The following is a 17,763-nucleotide window of genomic DNA, read 5'->3' as shown; positions in this document are numbered from 1 at the left end:
GTGCCGGGAGGCAAGGGCTAACCTCTGAGGGCTATGGATCTCCCCCACGCCGCGCTGCTGCTCGCCGCCGGTCTCGCCGCTGGCACGGTCAACGCGGTGGCCGGTGGTGGTTCCCTGATCACCTTTCCGGCGTTGATCGCGGTCGGGTTGCCGCCGGTGCCGGCGAACGTCAGCAACTCTGTCGCCGTGTTCCCCGGGTACGTGGCCAGCGTGGCGGGCAGCCGGGCTGATCTGCCGCGCCCGCGGGCGCTGGCCACTCTCGTGCCTACCACCCTGGTCGGCACGATCGTCGGGGCGCTGCTGCTGCTGGCCACGCCGGCCCGCGCGTTCGAGGTGGTCGTACCCTTCCTGGTGCTCGGCGCGACCGCGGTCCTGGCCTTTCAGGACCCGCTACGCCGGTTGGTCGGTCACCCCCGCGACCTGTCGCCGCGCCGCCGGACGGTCGCGGTGCAGACGATGGTCGCGCTCGGCGCCGTGTACGGCGGGTACTTCGGCGCGGCGTTGGGGGTGATGCTGGTCGCCGGGTTGGCCCTGGTGTTGGACGCGACCCTGGCCCGGGTGACCGCGATCAAGAATCTGCTCTCCGCGGTGGTGGGGCTCACGACGCTTGTGGTGTTCGCCCTGTTCGGCCCGGTGAACTGGGCGGCCGTCGCGGTGGTCGCGCCGGCCACGCTGATCGGTGGGTACGCGGGCGCCCGGCTGGTCCGCCGGCTGCCGCCGGTGGTGCTCAAGACGCTGATCGTGGTGTTCGGCACGACGATCGGCCTCTACCTGCTCTGGCGCGCCCTGAACTGATCGGCGGGGCCGGAGCCCCGACGGTCGTCAGTACGCCTCGCCGACCGGCTCCTCTGCGGCGTGCTCGCTGTCGGCGGCGGCGCGGTTCCACCGGGACCAGAGCACCCGCTCGCCGTAGCCGGCGGCCATCACGTGCGCGAAGGCCAGGTAGACCAGCACACCGACGGTGAGCACTCCGAAGCCGACCCAGTACGGCAGCGACAGCGACTGCTCGGCGAGTTTGCCGGAGATGATCGGCGCTGGCGCGGCGGCACCCCAGCGGACGAGGTTGAACGCGCCGGTGGCCACCCGGCGGTCGCTGGAACCGAGGCCGAGCGCCAGGTCGGTGAGGTTGGCGTTGGCGAGCCCCATGCAGAGCCCGGCGAGCACCAGCACCACGAGCGTTTCGGCGGTGCTGGTCGAGGTGGCGAAGAGGACCATGCAGACCAGCAGCCCGGCGATGGCCACGCCGACGGTCTGCACCGCGCCGATCCGGTGGGCCAGCCGGTGGCCGATCACCAGGATGCCGGCGGCCAGGCCGAGCCCCCAGCCGGTGAACGCCAACCCCAGCGGGATGACGTCCAGGCCCAGGAAGAGCGGCGTGTAGCCGAGCACCACGAAGAACACGAAGTTGTACGTGCCGGTCACCACGCAGAGCACGATGAACGCCGGGCGGCGGTAGGTGGCGAAGATCTGGCCGAGGCGTACCGAGGGTTGCCGGTTGGTCGGCTCGCGCAGCTTGCGGGCGGCCACACCGAGGGCGAGGACCATGAACACGCCGCAGACGAAGAACGGCAGCCGCCAGCTGACCTCGCCGAGCAGGCCGCCGATCAGCGGGCCGACGGCGAAGCCCAGACCGAGGGCGGTCTCGAAGAGGCCTACCGCCCATTCCCGGTCGACGGCCAGGTTGACCAGCACCACCATGGCGGTGGCGAAGAACATCGCGTTGCCCAGCCCCCAGACGCCGCGCAGCACGGAGAGCTGCACGATGTTGTCGCTGAGCGAGGCGAGGATCGCGGCCACGCCGACCACGGAGACGCCGGTGATCAGCACCGGTTTGAAGCCGAACCGGCCGCTGGCGAGCGTCGCCGGGATCATGCCGAGTGCCATCACCGCGATGTACGCGGTGAACAGCAGCTCGACCTGCCAGGCGGTGACTCCGATCGCGTCGCCGATGGCCGGCAGGATCGGGTCGACGACGGCGATGCCGGCGATGGCGAGGAAGGCCACCAGTGTGGTGGCGTAGATGGCACTGCGGTTCGGTTCGGAACGCCGATCCACTCGGACTCCCAAGATAGCTGTATGATACAGACACTTATCCTGTATCATACAGCTATGAGCGACGACCCCCACCGGGATGCCGAGGCCACCCCGGACGAGGCCACCCTCGGCCGGATCGAGACCGAGGTCGCCCTGCTGATGCGCTTCGGCGAGGCGACCCGGCGGGCCACCGGCACCGCCGAGCACCGGGTGCTCGACCGGGCGGCGTACGTGATCCTGCGCCACCTGGACGCCGCCGGCCCGCAGAACGTCTCCGCGCTCGCCGCCCGGCTCAACCTGGACGGCTCGACCGTGACCCGGCAGGTGTCCGCGCTCCAGCGGGACGGCCTGATCACCCGTACCCCGGACCCGTCCGACGGCCGGGGCACCGTCATCTCCCCCACCGCCGCCGGCCTACAGCGGATGGCGGCGGTACGGTCCGCGCGGACCCGGCTCTACGGCGACATGCTGGCCGACTGGACCACCGATGACCGCGAAACCCTGGCAGCCCTCCTGAGCCGCTTCAACCAGGCCCTGGTGAACCGCAACCGCCGCCGCTCCTAACCCCGCCCCACTGCCCGCTTACGGCCCGACTTTCAGCCCGCCCGGTGACGGTCTACGGCCGGCTGGGTTTCAGGAGAGCGTCCGTCGCGCCCACGTGCGAAAGTCGGTGGTGGGCAGGCCGAGGGCGCGGGTCGTCTCCGGACGGGCGGGGCTCCCATTCTCGTTGATCTGCTCGACCGCGTTGACCATGAAGGGCAGCATGCCGCGCTCGACGGCCTGCTGCGGGGTGAGGACGGGTGCGGTGATCTCCCGGCCGGTGATCTCACTCAGGATGGCCGCGATCTCGGTCATGGTGAGCATGTCGCTGGCCAGGTCGACGTCCAGGGCGTGGAACTTCCCCGGGTTCGTGAACGCGATCGCCGCGGCCTCCCCGATGTCGTCGACGGCGATCAACGGAAGTCGCGTGTCCGCCGCGAAGCCCGTGATGATCGTGCCGCTGGACCAGTCGCCGAAGAAGTAGGTCTGGCCGACGAGGTTCTCCATGAAGGTCGAGGGCTTGAGGATGGTCCAGTGCGCGAAGCCAGCAGAGCGCACCATCTCGTCGATGGCCGCCTTGCTCTCCCAGTAGTGCCTGTCCCACCGACCCTCGGCCCATCCGGGCTGGTTGCGGTGGAAATCGCCAGCACCCGAGACGCTGCTGTGCACGACGTGCGACACGCCGGCCCGGCGCGCCGCCTCGACGACGTTGCGACCACGGGTCACCTCGGCGTTGCCCTGCATGTCCGTCACGTCCGGATACGGGATGGAGAACAGGCCGTCCATTCCGTCCGCTGCGGCGAACAGCGACTCCGCATCGTCCAGGTCGCCCTTGACCAGTTCGACGCCCCGAGCCCGCAGTGCCTGGGCGCTGTCGGCACCCGGATCGCGGACCAGGGCACGGACCGCGACGCCACGGTCTAGCAGCGCCCGTGCCGTTGCCCCGCCCTGGTTGCCCGTCGCACCGATGACGAGAACAGCCATGATTCCTCCTGAAAAACACGTGGGGTGTCCCCCACTTCTTGTCGTGAACAGGTCCACCGGACGGTGGGTGACGGCGTCCGCCGGGGTGTGGGCCGCGTCAGCGGCCCGTGCCGCACAGCGCCGTCTCGACGGTCTTGTTCACCGCGGCGAGCATCTGCTCGCTGGTCGGCAGGCCGGTCACGGCCACTACCGCGCTCCGGCCGTCCCGGGTGGCGAGGTTGCGGGTCTGGAAGCCCTGGATGTCGCCGCCGTGGCCCCAGGCGTAGCCGCCGCAGGGCAGCTCGTACCGGGCGACACCCAGCCCGTACGCGTACTCACCGGTCAGCTCGAACCCGGGCGCGGGCACGGTCGTCGTCAGGGCCGCCTGCTGCGCGGGCTTGAGCAACCTGCCGCCCACCAGCGCGTCGAAGAAGGTCCGCAGCTCGTCCGGCGTGGACACCAGTTGACCGGCTGCCCAGCCCAGCGACGGGTCCATCTCGGTGACGTCCACCCACGGCGTGCCCGGCGCCACCGAGACGTAGCCCTGCGGGTGGGTGCCGCGAAGACGCTGCTCCCCGACGCCCGGCCAGTAGGTGTCACGCAGCTTCAGCGGCCTGATGATGCGGTTGGTGATCTCCTCGCCGATCGGGCGTTCGGTGACCTGCTCGACGATGAGGCCGGCGAGGACGAAGTTGGTGTTGCTGTACTCCCACTTCTCGCCCGGCGCGAAGTGCGGTGCCTTGGTGAGCGCCGCGTCCACCCCCCGGCGCGGCTGGTAGTACGAGCGGCTCTTGTCGATCAGGTCCTGCGGCTTGGTGAACACCACGTCGTCGTAGTCCGGCAGGCCGCTCGTCTGTTGCAGCAACTGTCGTACGGTGATCCTGCTGCCGTCGTGGCCATTGCCGCGCACGACCCCGGGCAGGTAGTGCTCGACAGTGGCGTCGAGGTCGATGCGACCCTCGCCCGCCAACTGGAGGACGACCACCGCGGTGAAGGTCTTGGTGTTGCTGCCAATGCGGACCTGGCCGTCCCGGGGGACCGGGCGCCGCTTCTGGAGATCACTGACCCCGGCGGTGTAGTCGCGGACCCGCCCGTCGGCCCCCCGCACCGAGGCGAGCGCGCCGGGGAAGCCGCTCTCGTTGACCAGTCCGTCCAGGTGCCGCTGCACGGCGTCCCGCGGGCCGTCGTGCCGGCTGGACCCGGTGTCGGCGAACGCCGACGGGACGGCCAGGGCGGCGCCGACAAGGACGGCGGCCAACGCGGCGGCGGCCATCCGCACGGTTCGGCGGCGGCGGGAGGGATCGCTCGGTATCACGGACATATTGGCTCCTCGGTGTCGGAAACGCTTGCCCCTCAATGGTTCAAGAAGTCCGATACCTGGACGATCCCCCCTGCTGCCCACCTTTGGTACAGCCTGCACTACCTCGGCTGTTCGGTGATCAGTACCTGACGCCGTCGGAGGTGAGCCAGGGCAACGTGCCGCTCGGCTGGCCGTCCACTGTGGCTCCCGCGAAGGCGAGACTCGGTGCGAGGTGCCGATTGTTGTCGGCGGGGAAGTTCAACGCGGGCGTCGACACCTCGTCGAGTCGCTCCGTCTGCCGCGGCGACAACCGCACGTCCACCGTGTCCAGGTTCGCCTTCAGCTGGTCGAGGCGCCGCGCGCCGATCAGCACCGAGGTCACGCCCGGTCGGGCCCCGACCCAGGCCAGCGCTGCCGCCGCCGGTGTCACTCCGGCGTCAGCCGCCACCTCGTGCAGTACGTCGATGACCTGCCAGTCACGCTCGGCAGGGCCGCCCACCAGTGCGCCACGCTTCGTGTCCACGGAGTCGTTCCCACGGGCGAACTTGCCGGAGAGCCAGCCGCTCTTGAGCGGGCTCCAGGGCAGCACTCCGAGGCCGTGCTCGGCCGCCATCGGGAGGAGTTCCCCTTCGACGGTCCGTTCGAGCAGCGAGTACTCGAGCTGCAACCCGATCGCCGGCGTCCACCCGCGGAAGTGGGCGACAATCTGCGCCTCGGCCGCCTTCCACGCGGGCAGATCCGACAGGCCCACGTACCGGATCTTGCCGGCCGTGACGAGGGCGTCGAGGGCGCGCAGCGTCTCCTCGACCGGTACGCCCCGATCCCAGTTGTGCAGCCAGTAGATGTCCAGGTAGTCGGTGCGCAGCCGGCGCAGCGACTCCTCCACCTGGGCCACCACGGCCTTGCGCCCGGCGCCGCCGCCGTTGGGGTCGCCGAGGAACAGGTTGCCGAAGAACTTGGAGCCGAGGACGATCCGGTCGCGCAGGCCCGGCCGAGAGGCCAGGTAGTCGCCGATGATCTTCTCGGAGTGGCCGTTGGTGTAGATGTTGGCGGTGTCGATGGAGTTGCCGCCACGTTCCAGATACTCGGTGATCATCGCCTCCGACTCGGCGACCGAGGCTCCCCATCCATGATCCTCCCCGAAGGTCATGGCACCGAGGGTGTACGGGCTGATGCGCAGGCCAGAGCGGCCCAGTGTGACGAAACTGTTGAGTGGCATGCGTCCAGTGCACACCCGCGGGCGCCGATGCCGGTAGATCGATGCTGCCACCGCGTTGCCTGATCCTGCCAACATGGGCAGGATGGGCTCATGAGCGCGCTGTCCGAGATCCGCGACCTGGTGCGGCGTTACGCCGGACGGCCGACGCCGGCTGGGCTCGCCCTGCACCGCAGCAACTCCCCCACCGAGCCGGTGCCGGCCCAGACCGCGCCGACCTTCGCCCTGGTCGCGCAGGGCGCGAAGCGCGCGGTCCTGGGAGAGAGGGTGTTCGCGTACGGGTCCGGGCAGTTCGTCGTCGCGTCCCTGGAGTTGCCGGTGATCGCCCACGTCACCCGGGCCACCCCCGACGAGCCGTACCTGGTGCTGGGCCTGACGCTGCGGCCGCCGCTGATCGCCGAACTGCTGCTGGAGACACCGTCCGCGCGGAGCGAGCCGGCGGCGGGCATCGCGGTCAGCACCGCTGACGACGACCTGCTCGACGCGCTGGTGCGGCTGCTACGACTACTCGACCGTCCCCACGACCAGCGCGTGCTGTGGGCGGGCCTGGAGCGCGAGGTGGTCTGGCGGTTGCTGACCAGCGAGCAGGGTGGCACGGTCCGGCAGATCGGGCTGGGCGGCGGCAACGTCGTACAGATCGAGCGGGCGATCCGCTGGATCCGCGACCATCACGCCGACCTGTTCCGGGTCGAGGACGTGGCGCGTGTCGCCGGGATGAGCGTGACGTCCCTGCACCGCCACTTTCGGGCGATCACCACGATGACGCCAATCCAGTTCCAGAAGCTGATTCGGCTCCAGGAGGCACGGGCTCGGCTGCTCGCCGAACCCGGTGACGTGGCGGCCGTCGGATTCGCGGTCGGCTACGAGAGCGCGTCGCAGTTCAGCCGTGAGTACCGCCGACTGTTCGGGCTGCCGCCGGGCCAGGACGCGGCCCGCCTTGCCCGGCTTGATCCCGCACAGCTCGCCGACGTGTGAGCTCCGGCCTCGTCGATCATGGAGTTGTGGTGGGGGACGATTGACGCAAATCGCCATCAGCCAGGCACCACAACTCCATGATCGACCGGGGAGAGGGCGAGGGCGCGGGGACGGGGCGGGGGGCGGGGGCGGGGCGGGGGGGTTAGGCGACTGGTTCTCGGGTTGGGGTGGCGTCGCGGTTGGTGCCGGGGGTGACGCGGGGGTCGCCCTCGTCGGCGAAGTAGTCGTCCGGCGTGGTGCCGTCGACGCCCTCGGGTGCCTTGGCGGCCCGCAGGATCAGCGTCAGCAGGGCCGCGACCGCCAGGTTGACCAGCACCGCCACGATGCCGACGTAGATCGTCTTGGGGGTGTCGAAGCCGAACTTCTCCAGCGGGAACGCCGAGCCGCCGAAGTGCTTCCGGGTCGGGCTGGCCACCTGGTAGAGCATCCACATGCCGAGCCCCATGCCGGCGGCCCAGCCGGCGATCAGCGCGGTCCGGTGGAACCAGCGGGTGTAGAGGCCCAGCGCCACCGCAGGGAGCGTCTGAAGGATGATCACGCCGCCGATGAGCTGGAGGTCGATCGAGAACTGCGGGTCGAGGAAGACGATGCAGGCCACCGCGCCGACCTTTACCACCAGTGAGGTGATCTTCGAGACGTTCGCCTCCTGCGCGGCGGTCGCGTCCCGCTTCAGGTACTCCTTGTAGATGTTGCGGGTGAACAGGTTCGCCGCCGCGATCGACATGATCGCCGCCGGCACCAGCGCGCCGATGCCGATGGCGGCGTAGGCGACCCCGGCGAACCAGTCCGGGAACTGCTGGTCGAACAGCAGCGGCACGACCGTGTTGTTGTCGACGCTGCCCTCCGTCGCCCCCGGCAGCGGCTTCACGCCAGCCGCGATGGCCATGTAGCCGAGCAACGCGATCAGCCCGAGCAGCAGACTGTACGCCGGCAGCGCCGACATGTTCCGCTTGATCACGTCGCGGTTCCGGCTGGCCAGCACGCCCGTGATGCTGTGCGGGTAGAGGAACAGCGCCAGCGCCGAGCCGAACGCCAGGGTGACGTACTGGAGCTGGTTGTTGCCGTTGAGCAGGATGCCGTCGTTCGGGTTCGGCGACGCCTGGAACTTCGCGTCCGCCGCGTCGAAGATCTCACCCCAACCGCCGAGCTTGTACGGCAGGTAGATGACCGCCACCAGGATCACGACGTAGATCAGGCTGTCCTTGACGAACGCGATAAGCGCCGGTGCGCGCAGCCCCGACTGATAGGTGTATGCGGCCAGGATGGCGAACGCGATGATGATCGGCAGGTGCCGGGCCAGGGCGCTCTCCCCCGTCACGCCCATGGTCTTGAGGACCGCCTCGATGCCGACCAGTTGCAGGGCGATGTACGGCATCGTGGCCACGATGCCGGTGATCGCGATCAGCAGCGCCAGCACCGGCGAGTCGAACCGCCTGCGGACGAAGTCGGCCGGGGTGACGAAGCCGTGCCGGTGTGAGACCGACCAGAGCCGGATCAGCACGAGGAAGACCAGCGGGTAGACGACGATCGTGTACGGCACCGCGAAGAACCCGGCCGCGCCGGCCCCGAACATCAGCGCCGGCACCGCCACGAAGGTGTACGCGGTGTAGAGGTCACCGCCGACCAGGAACCAGGTGATCCAGCCGCCGAAGCTCCGCCCGCCCAGACCCCACTCGTCCAGGTGCGCCATGTCCTTCGGTGCCCGCCAGCGAGCGGCCACGAAGCCCATGGCGCTGACCAGCAGGAACAGCAGGGAGAAGACGATGATCTCGGTGAGGTGATCGCGCCACATCAGCGGTCCCTCCGCTTCGTCATCTGATAGACGAAGGTCGTGGTGGACACGCCGAGCAGGATCCAGGTCAGTTGCAGCCAGTAGTAGCGCGGGAACCCGAAGATCCGGGGCGCGTCGCCATTGAAGAACGCCGGGATCAGCGGCACCACGATGGGGATGAAGAGCAACCAGTTCCAGGGGCTGTGGTCCTTTGCCCTGGCCGGCGCCGAGGTGGGCGCCTCCGGTTCGGGTGCAGCCATCTGACACACCTCCGGGGAGTCGTGACACTCGATGTAACGGCCGGAGGCTACGACTTTGTGATCGCCGTCACTGTCCCCGTCTGGATGGCGCTGCGCCGAACGGCGTCCGCAGTGCGCCGAGCGGCATCGACGGACGTACCCGGTATGGACTGCCCCGGAGACGGCGTGGGGCCCGGGCGCGTACGCACCCGGGCCCCACGAGGGCAGATCGTCAGGTCACCGCTGGGCTGTCCAGAGCAACGCCCGGCCGAGCTGCGACTGCAGGCCCTTGGGGTGCAGTCGGAACGTCGGGTCGGTGCCGAACAGCACCACGCCGTTCCCGGTGCCGGAGACGGCCCGCACGATGCTGGCCTGGTTGGCCGCGGCGGCCTGCCCGTTGGCGCCGCCGGTGGCCCACCAGCCGGACAGCAGCGGGTCAGCGGCGTAGGACTGCTCGACCTGGACGTTGGCGCCCAGGTTGGTGAACCAGACGGGCTGGCTGATGAACGCGTGCGGGATGGCCGAGGTGGTGACCGGCCCGCCGTTGTTCACGATGTTTGCCACACCACTGGCCAGGCTCGGCGCCGCCGTGGCGGTCACGCTCAACAGCCCGGTGGCGTTGCCGAAGGACGCCCCGGGGGTGCCCAGGCCGACCACGCCGCCGCCTCGCGCCAGGAAGCTGTCCAGGGCGGCCCGGTTCTCGGCGGTCAGGTTCGTCAGGTTGACGTTGCTGGCGACCAGCAGCACGTCGACGTCGTTGGTCAGCGTGCCGGCCAGCGTCGCGGCGGTCACCGCACGCGCCTCGAAGCCCAGGGCGGCGAGGGTGTCCCGCTCCTCGACCGTGCCGATGTAGCCGACCACGACCCGGTCCAGCAGAGTGCCCCGCCAGCCCTTCGGCGCCTTCTCGAAGCTCACGCCGTGTGCCTTCACCTCGGCGCGGGCCAGCTTCTGGTTGGCCGTGGTGCCGGGGACGACCACCGACCCGTCCGCGAGCCGGTAGACCGCGACGTTCTTGGCCAGCAGCGAGTTCACCGCGAGTAGGTCGGCGGCGTCCCGCAGGTCCAGGCGCAGGTCAACCTTGCCGGCGGGCAGGGTGCCCTCGGCCCGCGCGTCGTACGTCCGCTCCAGGCGCACGCCGGGAAGGGTGTTCCACAGAGTGTCCACGGTGGCGCCCCAGGTCAGCCCCTGGCTCCAGGCGGCCGGGCCGGCGTAGAGGTCGTTCACCCGGTCGGTGATGTCCGCGCCCGGTTCGAGCAGCGAGTTGACCAGGCCGCGCTTGGGCTGGTGCATGTCGATGACGTACGAGCCGGCCTGGTAGGTCTTACCGCCGGCCTTGAACGCCTTCTTCGCCTGCCACACCCGGCCACCGCTGCCGATCAGCAGGTCGACCAGACGCGCCGCGGCGGGCTCGGAGCGCTGCCCGGTGCCGGTGGGGATGACGTACGAGCGGGGGAAGGTGGTGTTGTAGTTGTCCTCCGGACCCCAGCCCGGCACGTAGCCGTCGGGAATGTCGCGCAGCGGCTCACCGGCCAGGCCACGGCGGTAGACCTCGGCCTGGTCGTGCAGCACCTGCGCGCGGTGGTCCTGGATGTAGCGCAGCGACGTACGGATCGCCACCTCGTGCACGTCGGTGTTGATGCCGGAGCGACGGACCCGCTCGGCGGGGGTGAGGTTGGTGCCGCGCGGGTTCAGCGGCGCCTCGATGGTGTACGGGATGCTGCTCTGGAGCATGGCGAATGACGGCACGTAGATCGGCGGGAAGTCGTCCCACACGCCCGGCTCGTCGTCACGGAACGGAATCCGCGCCCGCTGGGTCTCGGGGTAGCCCAGACCGCGCAGGTCCTCCTCGATCGCCAGAGCGTTCGGCAGGCCGTGCTTGATGTACAGGTCGTACTCGTTGTTGACGTTGTGCGGCGGGGTGCTGGGGTGCAGCAGCGTCGGGTTGACGTACCCGTGCAGGTCCAGCGTGATGATCGGCTTGGTGTCGATGATCAGATCACGGATGATCCTGGTCTCGGGCTGCGAGACGATGGTGAAGTCGCGGTTGAGGTCGTAACCCGCCGAGTTGGGCCGGGTCCCGGCCACCCGTCCGTCCGGGTTCGCGGTGACGATGAAGACCAGCCGGTTGCGCTTGAGCAGCGCCGCCACCTCGGGGCTGCTGTCGGTGGCGAGGTCCTCGATGACCCGCAGCGCCGCGTCAGTGCCCTCCCACTCGTTGCCGTGCAGGTTGCCGTTGACGAAGAGCGGGGTCTTGTAACCGGCCAGGAGCTTGCGGTCCCGCTGCGCCCGGGCCGGATCGTCCTCGATGAGCTGCTTCCAGGTCTCCTGCTGCTGGGCCTCGGCGCGGCTCTCCGGCGCGGTCACGGTGACCGCGTACAGGTCGTAACCGCCGGCGGACTTACCGGCGACCCGGGCGGAGACCCGGTTGCTGGCCCGCTGGAGGGCGTTCAGCTTCGGCGCGATCTCGTCGTACGGGACGACACCGATCGCGATCGACGCGTCGGCCGGATTGTCCGGCCAGAGACGGAGCGTGTTCTGCTGCGGGTAGCCCCGAACGTCGGAGTGGCCGGGGCCGTGCTGCGGCGCGGGGTGCCCCGGAGTGGAGTGCCCCGGCTTGGCGGACGCCGGATTTGTCAGGGCCACGGTGGCGAGCAACGCGGTGCTCACCACCGTCACGGTGAGGCGGGATAGACGTCTCGTGGGCAACATGGACAGATCTCCTGTCGGGAGGTACGCAGGCGGACGCGCCGCGGGGCCGGAGACCAGCGGTGAAGGGGAACGCCCGTAGCGTGCGAGGAAGGGATGGACCCGGCGTCAGATGGAGCGTCGACAGGCTGCGCTGGCGACGCGCAGGAGGTCGATGTGACCCCGCTTCGTCAGGTATACGCTTCGCACAAACCGATCTTGGGTCGCGCACGCTCCACTGTCAACGGTTTCCGCCCTGGTAGGAGCCCCAGAGCTAAGACCCTCCCGCTAGATGGGAATTAGTCGATCTTGGCGAGGTGTGCGGTGTCGTTGACCGTGCGAACCGCGACCCCGCCGTCGGGCCACATGTCGAGCACCGAGATGCCGGCCGCGTCCAGGAAGAGTCGGTGCAGGAAACCGTCACCGGCGGCGAGCGCGTCGCGCAGCGCCAGCTTGATCGGCGAGACGTGGGAGACGACCACCACAGCCTCCGCGGGGTACGCCGTGGGCAGCGCGGCGATGACCCGGCGGATGCGCTCGGCCACCTGGGTGAACGACTCGCCACCCGGCGGGGCGATCCGGGGGGAGGCGAGCCAGGCGTCCATCTCGCCCGGCCACTGCTGGCGGACCTCGGCGAAGGTACGCCCCTCCCACTGGCCGAAGTCGCACTCGATCAGGTCGTCCTCGATGCGGACCGGCACGTCGCCGAGCGCCCCGGCGATCGCCGCCGCCGTCGACGTACACCGGGACAGCGGTGAGCTGAGCACGGCCGCGACGGACGGGGCCAGCGCGGCGACCCGGGCGCCGGTGGCGCGGGCCTGGGCCCGGCCGCGCTCGGAGAGCGGCACGTCACCGCGGCCGGAGTAGCGGCGCTGCTCGGTGTACTCGGTCTCGCCGTGGCGCACCAGGATCAGCCGGGTGGCGGTGAAGCTCGGCCGCGGCTCCCAGGAGGCCGGCGCGGTCGCCGGGTCGCTGCCGGTCGAGGCACCGCCGGCCGGCGCGCTGGCCGAGGCCGGTGCGTTGGCGGCAGCCGGCGGCGGCGTGGGTCGGCCGGCGGCGGCGTCCATCGCGGCGTTGGCGAGCGCGTCGGCGTGCCGGTTCTGGTCGCGGGGAATCCAGGTGAACCGGACAGCGGTGAACCGGCCCACCAGCGTCGCCGCCTGGGCGGCGAGCGGCCGCAGGCCGGGGTGCTTGATCTGCCACCGGCCGCACATCTGCTCGACCACCAGCTTCGAGTCCATCCGGACGTCCACCTCGCCGGCACCCAACTCGGCGGCGGCCGTCAGCCCGGCGATCAGGCCCTGGTACTCGGCGACGTTGTTGGTTGCCGTACCCAGAGACTCACCGCGCTCGGCGAGCACCTCGCCGGTCTCCGAGTCGCGCACCACCGCGCCGTAGCCGGCCGGGCCCGGGTTGCCCCGCGACCCGCCGTCGGCCTCGACGACGACCACGCGCGGTGCCACGACCTACAGGCCCGACTCGTTGGTACGGACCATGATCCGTCGGCAGTCCTCGCAGCGGACCACGTCGTCCGGGGCGGTCTTGCGGATCCGGGCCAGGTCGGCGCCGGATAGCTCCAGCCGGCAGCCGCCGCAGCGACCCGCCGTGAGCAGCGCGGCGCCCAGCCCGGTCTCCTCGCGGATCTTGTCGTAGAGGGTGACCAGCTCGCCCGGAAGGTCGGCCGCGAGCGGCTGACGGGCCCCCCGCTTGAACTCCTCCTCCTTGGCGATCTCGGCCAGCGCGTCGTCGCGGCGCTGCTCGGTGGCGGCCCGCTTCTCCCGGGTGTCGGCCAGCCGCTGCTCCACGCCGTCCAGCACGCCCTGCGCGGTCTCCCGCTGCTCCATCAGCTCCAGCTCGGCGTCCTCCAGGTCGCCCTGGCGCCGGTTGAGCGAGACCAGCTCGTGCTGGAGCGCCTCCAGCTCCCGGGCCGGGCCGGTGCCGGCGGCGAGCCGGTTCTCGTCCTTCTCCTTGCGGGCCCGGACCTGATCGACGTCCTTCTCCAGGCGGGCGATGTCCCGGTCCAGGTCGTCGACCGCCACCTGGGCGCGGACCCGCTCGTCCTCCAGCGACGACAACTCCCGGGCCAGCGCCTCCAGCTCGGCCCGCTCCGGCAGCGACCGTCGACGGTGCGCGAGCTGGGCGAGGTTGGTGTCGATCGCCTGAAGGTCGAGCAGGCGGCGCTGGACCTGGGGGTCAGCCTTCACGGTCGGGCTCCTTGTCGTCCACAACGGGTGCGGCGGCGTGCACGGTCCACGGGTCGGTGTCCAGGTCGGACACCAGCGTCTCGACGCCCGGCGCCTCCCGCAGGAGGGCGGCCAGATCGTCCAGCCACGGTCGTTCGGTCGCCCAGTGGGCGGCGTCGATCAGGGCGGGACCATCGGCCGCGAGGTGCTCGCCGGCCGGATGGTGCCGCAGGTCGGCGGTGAGGAACGCGTCCACCCCGGCGGCGGTCGCGGCGCCGAGGAAACTGTCCCCCGACCCGCCGCTGACGGCGAGGGTACGAACCATACGCCCGGGATCCCCCGCCGCGCGAACTCCCCACGACGTGACAGGGAGCACGGCTGCGGCGTGCCGGGTCAACTCGGCCAGGGTCATCGGGCGGGGCAGTTCGCCGATCCGGCCGAAGCCCCGGTCGTCGCCGTACGCGGCCGAACCGGGCGCGGGCTGCTGCAACGGGCGCAGCCCGGTCAGGCCGAACCGGGCGGCAAGGGCATCGGAGACGCCGGGGGACGCGACGTCGGCGTTGGTGTGCGCCACGTAGAGCGCCACCCCGGCCCGGATCAACTGGTGCACGATCCGGCCCTTGAAGGTCGTCGGGGCGACCGACGAGACGCCCCGCAGCAGCAGCGGGTGATGCGAGACGATCATGTCCGCGCCGACGGCGAGCGCCTCGGCGACCGTCTCGGGCACCACGTCGACCACACAGAGCACTCGGCGGACCGGGGCGGCCGGCTCCCCGAGCACGAGGCCGACCCGATCCCACTCCTCGGCCCAGACCGGCGGGTAGCGCCGTTCCAGCTCGGCGACCACGTCGGTCACCGAGGGGGCGGATACGCATACGCTCACGGCGGCCCAGCTTACCGGCGCGATGGCGGTCCGGCGGCGACGCCCGGCCGGACCGGTCGGGCGACCCGCCGGACGCGACCGTCGGGCGCTCAGGCCGCGCGGTACGCGACGGTACGCAGCGCGGCCAGCGGCAACTGCCAGGGGAACATGTGCAGGTGCTGCTCACCCGTCCCGGGAGGGTGCAGGGCGACGACATGATCACCGAAGAGCATCGTGACACCCCAGTCGGCCAGCCGGGCCACGCCGGCCCGGAACGCCGGGTGGGCGGCCATCGCGACGTTGGTGTACGGCACCGCCACGATGGGCAGGCCCTTGCCCTGCGCCTCGACCAGCAACCCGAGGGCCAGCGTGTCCGCGATCCCGGCCGCCCACTTGTTGACCGTGTTGACGGTCGCCGGGCAGACGATCATGGCGTCTGCCGGTGGTAGCACGTCCGGGTCACCGGGGCTCTTGTAGTGCGTTCGCACGGGATGCCCGGTCTGGTGGGTCAGTGCGGACTGGTCGACGAACTTGGCGCCGTCGGGTGTGGTGACCACGCAAACATCCCAGTCGTCCTGCTGGGCCAGGTCGACCAGACGCCCGACGTGACGGGCCAGCGGCGAACCGCAGGCGATGACATAGAGCACCGCGCGGTGCTCGCTGGTGCGCTGTCCGCCGGCCATCAGACCGGCTCCGCGCTCATACCCCTACTCCCATGTGCTCAGCCAACTCCGCTACCGGAGAAGGCGGCGCACCACGTGTGCGACGAAGGATGTCCGACATGACCTCGTGGGCGATCGGCCGGCAGCGGATCTCCGACGGCGCGAGCCGATCGCCGAGCAGCAGCATCTCGCCGGCGTTCGCCACGTCGCCGATCTGCGCGTACCCCCGGGCGATGTCGAGCAGGTGGTGGGCGCGGCGCTCGGGCAGCAACGCGTTGAACAGGGGCTCCGAGATGCGCAGTTGGTGCACCTCCACCGCACGGCCCCCGTCGCCCAACTCCACTGCGGCGGCGGCCCGGTGCAGCTCGACGTTGGTCGGGCCGAACGACGTCCAGTAGTGGTTCTGGTCGCTGCCGAGCAGCGTCGCGGCCTCCTCCGCGCAGTTGATCAGGTCGTCGACGCTGGCCGAGTCACCGATCCGGGAGGCGGCCATCGCGCCCTGGAGCAGCAGCATCCCGTAGACCGAGAGCCGGGCCGGGGAGACCTCGTTGCTCCCGCCGGGCGCCAGCCGGTTGGCGATCTGGACGTTCAACTCCAGCGCCGGACGGGCCCGGCCCATGGCGACCAGGGCGTTGCAGACCCGGGTGGTGGCGATGCCGGCCAGCAGCGGGTCGTCGGCACGCTGGGCCACCGCCATCGACCGGTCCGCGGCCAGCCAGGCCAGCTCGCACTCGCCGAGCTTGCGCAGCACCGAGGAGGCGATCTGGTAGACCTGCCCGAGCAGATGGGCCGCCTCCGGAGCCTGCGCGCCGTCGTAGGCGGCGTCGGCCGCCTGGGCGTCGCGCAGCAGCTTCGGCAGCGCCCGGGTGAGCATCCCGTAGCGGCCGTACTGGTAGGTGAGCCAGGCGTGGTTGACGGCCTTGCGCATGTCGTCCAGCGGGGGCGGGCAGGGCGCCGCGTCGAAGTAGGCGCTCATCGAGTCGTACCGCTCCAGGGCCGCCCGGATCTCCTGCACCTCGACCTGGTCGATGCAGTTCAGCGCGTCCGTACGCCGCTCCGGATCCCTGCCCATCAGCAGTTGCACGTCCATCTGGAGGATGTCGGCGATCTCGTAGAGGACCGAGAACTTGTCGAGCCGACGGACGCCACGCTCGACCTTGTCCACCCAGCTCTTCGACTTGCCCAACCGGTCGGCGAAAACCTGCTGCGACATCTTGCGTCGGCCTCGCCAGTAGGCCACTCGCCGCCCTATGGGTAGCTCGTCCATCTCCCCATCCCCTCCCCTGCCGCCACCGTCCCATCGGGACGGGGCGATGTCCGCGGGTGCGGCGGTCCAACGTGCTCTTCAGGTTTCCGCTGGTCGCACAGCCTGTACGTCAGCCGGATAGCCAGTCCTCGTACTTTTCGTGCAAGTTGCACGAGCCGTTCGTCAACCTCAACGATCGCGGGTTACGGCAGTGACGGTGCTCGACATGCGACCTGGCGTTCGCCAGGCCCGACGAGGGGAGATGACACAACATGTGGCGTAACGTCGGACCGCGCGTCGCCGAACTGTCGCCGTTGGAACGGGTCCGGCTGCGCCGGGTAGCCATCCGGTACGCCGTACACGGATGGGAGGTCACCCCCGGCGCCTGCCTGGCCCGCAGCCGGTTCGTGTGCGGCCGGGCCGGCTGTCCCACCGTCGGCTGCCACCCCGCCCTGGAGAACTGGGAGTTGGCCGCGAGCGCCGACCCGGCCCGGGTGGCCACCTGGTGGCGGACGCGCCCACACGGCGTGCTGCTGCCCACGGGGCGGGCCTTCGACGTGCTGGAGGTGCCGGCCCACCTCGGTCGGCACGTGCTCGACGCGGTGCGGACCCACCCGGCCGGCACCGGCGTACGCGGGCCGGTGCTGGTCACCCCGACCGGTCGGTGGATGTTCCTGGTACGCCCCGGCGATCCGCTCCGACCGGAGTTGGAGCACTGTTTCCACGTGGTCCGGCACGGGCCGGGCTCGTGGATTCCGGCACCGCCGACCCGGCTGCCCGAGGGGACGGTCCGCTGGGCGGTCGCCCCGGAGCAGGCCCGGTGGCAGCTTCCCGACTCCTACCTGGTGCAGAACACGTTGATCGAGGCGCTGCGCGCCACCGGGGTGACGCTCACCCTCGACCTGCTCCCCGGCCACCTGCCGCTGCCCCGCCGGGGCATGTGAGCCGGTGCGCCGCGGCCATGTCGGGGCATGTGAGCCGGCGCGCCGCTGCCGCGTCGGGGCATGTGAGCCGGCGCGCCGCTGCCGTGTCGGGTCGCTGGGCCGGTCCGGGCCACCGACCCGATCCGGTGACCGACAGCGTCGCC

Annotated in this window: 17 protein-coding genes; 4 read left to right on the top strand and 13 right to left on the bottom strand. The window is 70.9% G+C overall.

Annotation, left to right across the window (positions count from 1 at the left end; genetic code table 11):
- The first annotated feature begins 33 nt into the window (after nt 1-33).
- Nucleotides 34-795: a sulfite exporter TauE/SafE family protein gene (locus ABZ780_RS13980; protein ID WP_357486174.1), complete on the top strand. Its 762-nt coding sequence runs from the start codon at nt 34-36 to the stop codon at nt 793-795.
- Between the two features lie 27 nt (nt 796-822).
- Here the strand turns inward: ABZ780_RS13980 and ABZ780_RS13975 are convergent, their stop codons facing one another.
- Entirely contained in the window at nt 823-2,055 is a 1,233-nt protein-coding gene (locus tag ABZ780_RS13975) for an MFS transporter (RefSeq protein WP_357011928.1), read from the bottom strand.
- A 54-nt stretch (nt 2,056-2,109) separates the two neighbouring features.
- Here ABZ780_RS13975 and ABZ780_RS13970 point away from each other — a divergent pair, with 54 nt between their 5' ends.
- Nucleotides 2,110-2,598 (top strand): MarR family transcriptional regulator, encoded by a 489-nt coding sequence (locus ABZ780_RS13970; RefSeq protein WP_357011926.1) that lies wholly within the window; start codon nt 2,110-2,112, stop codon nt 2,596-2,598.
- A gap of 69 nt (nt 2,599-2,667) precedes the next feature.
- Here ABZ780_RS13970 and ABZ780_RS13965 read toward each other — a convergent pair whose 3' ends face one another.
- The 3 genes from ABZ780_RS13965 to ABZ780_RS13955 form a co-directional block, all read right to left on the bottom strand.
- On the bottom strand, nt 2,668-3,558 hold the full coding sequence (locus ABZ780_RS13965; RefSeq protein WP_357486172.1) for an NmrA/HSCARG family protein: 891 nt from the start codon (nt 3,556-3,558) through the stop codon (nt 2,668-2,670).
- Between the two features lie 97 nt (nt 3,559-3,655).
- Nucleotides 3,656-4,858, bottom strand: a complete 1,203-nt coding sequence (locus ABZ780_RS13960) for a serine hydrolase domain-containing protein (protein ID WP_357011921.1) — start codon at nt 4,856-4,858, stop codon at nt 3,656-3,658.
- 118 nt (nt 4,859-4,976) lie between these two features.
- On the bottom strand, nt 4,977-6,056 hold the full coding sequence (locus ABZ780_RS13955; protein WP_357486170.1) for an aldo/keto reductase: 1,080 nt from the start codon (nt 6,054-6,056) through the stop codon (nt 4,977-4,979).
- Nucleotides 6,057-6,146: 90 nt separating this feature from the next.
- Between ABZ780_RS13955 and ABZ780_RS13950 the strand changes: the two genes are divergently transcribed.
- The gene (locus ABZ780_RS13950; RefSeq protein WP_357486168.1) at nt 6,147-7,028 is read left to right on the top strand and encodes an AraC family transcriptional regulator; all 882 of its coding nucleotides are present in this window, start codon (nt 6,147-6,149) and stop codon (nt 7,026-7,028) included.
- A 142-nt stretch (nt 7,029-7,170) separates the two neighbouring features.
- On the opposite strand, the gene mctP is transcribed toward ABZ780_RS13950, so the two are convergent.
- From mctP to ABZ780_RS13905, 9 genes are all read right to left on the bottom strand, one after another.
- Nucleotides 7,171-8,820 (bottom strand): monocarboxylate uptake permease MctP, encoded by a 1,650-nt coding sequence (gene mctP, locus ABZ780_RS13945; RefSeq protein ID WP_357486166.1) that lies wholly within the window; start codon nt 8,818-8,820, stop codon nt 7,171-7,173.
- A complete protein-coding gene (locus ABZ780_RS13940; RefSeq protein ID WP_357486165.1) occupies nt 8,820-9,059 on the bottom strand; it encodes a DUF3311 domain-containing protein in 240 nt (79 codons plus the stop codon). Before ABZ780_RS13940 ends, mctP begins: the two co-directional genes overlap by 1 nt.
- A gap of 216 nt (nt 9,060-9,275) precedes the next feature.
- Nucleotides 9,276-11,705 (bottom strand): M14 family zinc carboxypeptidase, encoded by a 2,430-nt coding sequence (locus tag ABZ780_RS13935; RefSeq protein WP_357486163.1) that lies wholly within the window; start codon nt 11,703-11,705, stop codon nt 9,276-9,278.
- A 147-nt stretch (nt 11,706-11,852) separates the two neighbouring features.
- Nucleotides 11,853-11,933, bottom strand: coding sequence for a putative leader peptide (locus tag ABZ780_RS13930; protein WP_357012022.1), 81 nt, complete (start codon nt 11,931-11,933; stop codon nt 11,853-11,855).
- 89 nt (nt 11,934-12,022) lie between these two features.
- The gene (locus ABZ780_RS13925) at nt 12,023-13,186 is read right to left on the bottom strand and encodes a bifunctional RNase H/acid phosphatase (protein WP_357486161.1); all 1,164 of its coding nucleotides are present in this window, start codon (nt 13,184-13,186) and stop codon (nt 12,023-12,025) included.
- A 3-nt stretch (nt 13,187-13,189) separates the two neighbouring features.
- The gene (locus tag ABZ780_RS13920) at nt 13,190-13,927 is read right to left on the bottom strand and encodes a C4-type zinc ribbon domain-containing protein (RefSeq protein ID WP_357486159.1); all 738 of its coding nucleotides are present in this window, start codon (nt 13,925-13,927) and stop codon (nt 13,190-13,192) included.
- Entirely contained in the window at nt 13,917-14,753 is an 837-nt protein-coding gene (locus ABZ780_RS13915) for a Nif3-like dinuclear metal center hexameric protein (protein WP_357012020.1), read from the bottom strand. The genes ABZ780_RS13920 and ABZ780_RS13915 overlap by 11 nt, the downstream gene beginning before the upstream one ends.
- A gap of 125 nt (nt 14,754-14,878) precedes the next feature.
- Nucleotides 14,879-15,451 carry a flavoprotein gene (locus ABZ780_RS13910; RefSeq protein WP_357011905.1) on the bottom strand — a complete coding sequence of 191 codons (573 nt, stop codon included), beginning with the start codon at nt 15,449-15,451 and terminating at the stop codon, nt 14,879-14,881.
- 16 nt (nt 15,452-15,467) lie between these two features.
- Nucleotides 15,468-16,697 (bottom strand): helix-turn-helix domain-containing protein, encoded by a 1,230-nt coding sequence (locus ABZ780_RS13905; protein WP_357011903.1) that lies wholly within the window; start codon nt 16,695-16,697, stop codon nt 15,468-15,470.
- A 251-nt stretch (nt 16,698-16,948) separates the two neighbouring features.
- Between ABZ780_RS13905 and ABZ780_RS13900 the strand changes: the two genes are divergently transcribed.
- Complete coding sequence (locus tag ABZ780_RS13900) at nt 16,949-17,620, top strand: bifunctional DNA primase/polymerase (RefSeq protein WP_357011900.1); 672 nt, start codon at nt 16,949-16,951, stop codon at nt 17,618-17,620.
- The last annotated feature ends 143 nt before the right edge of the window (nt 17,621-17,763 follow it).

It is taken from the genome of Micromonospora sp. NPDC047467 (assembly GCF_040643095.1).
Classification (GTDB): domain Bacteria; phylum Actinomycetota; class Actinomycetes; order Mycobacteriales; family Micromonosporaceae; genus Micromonospora.
This window is presented reverse-complemented; position numbering and strand designations above follow the sequence as displayed.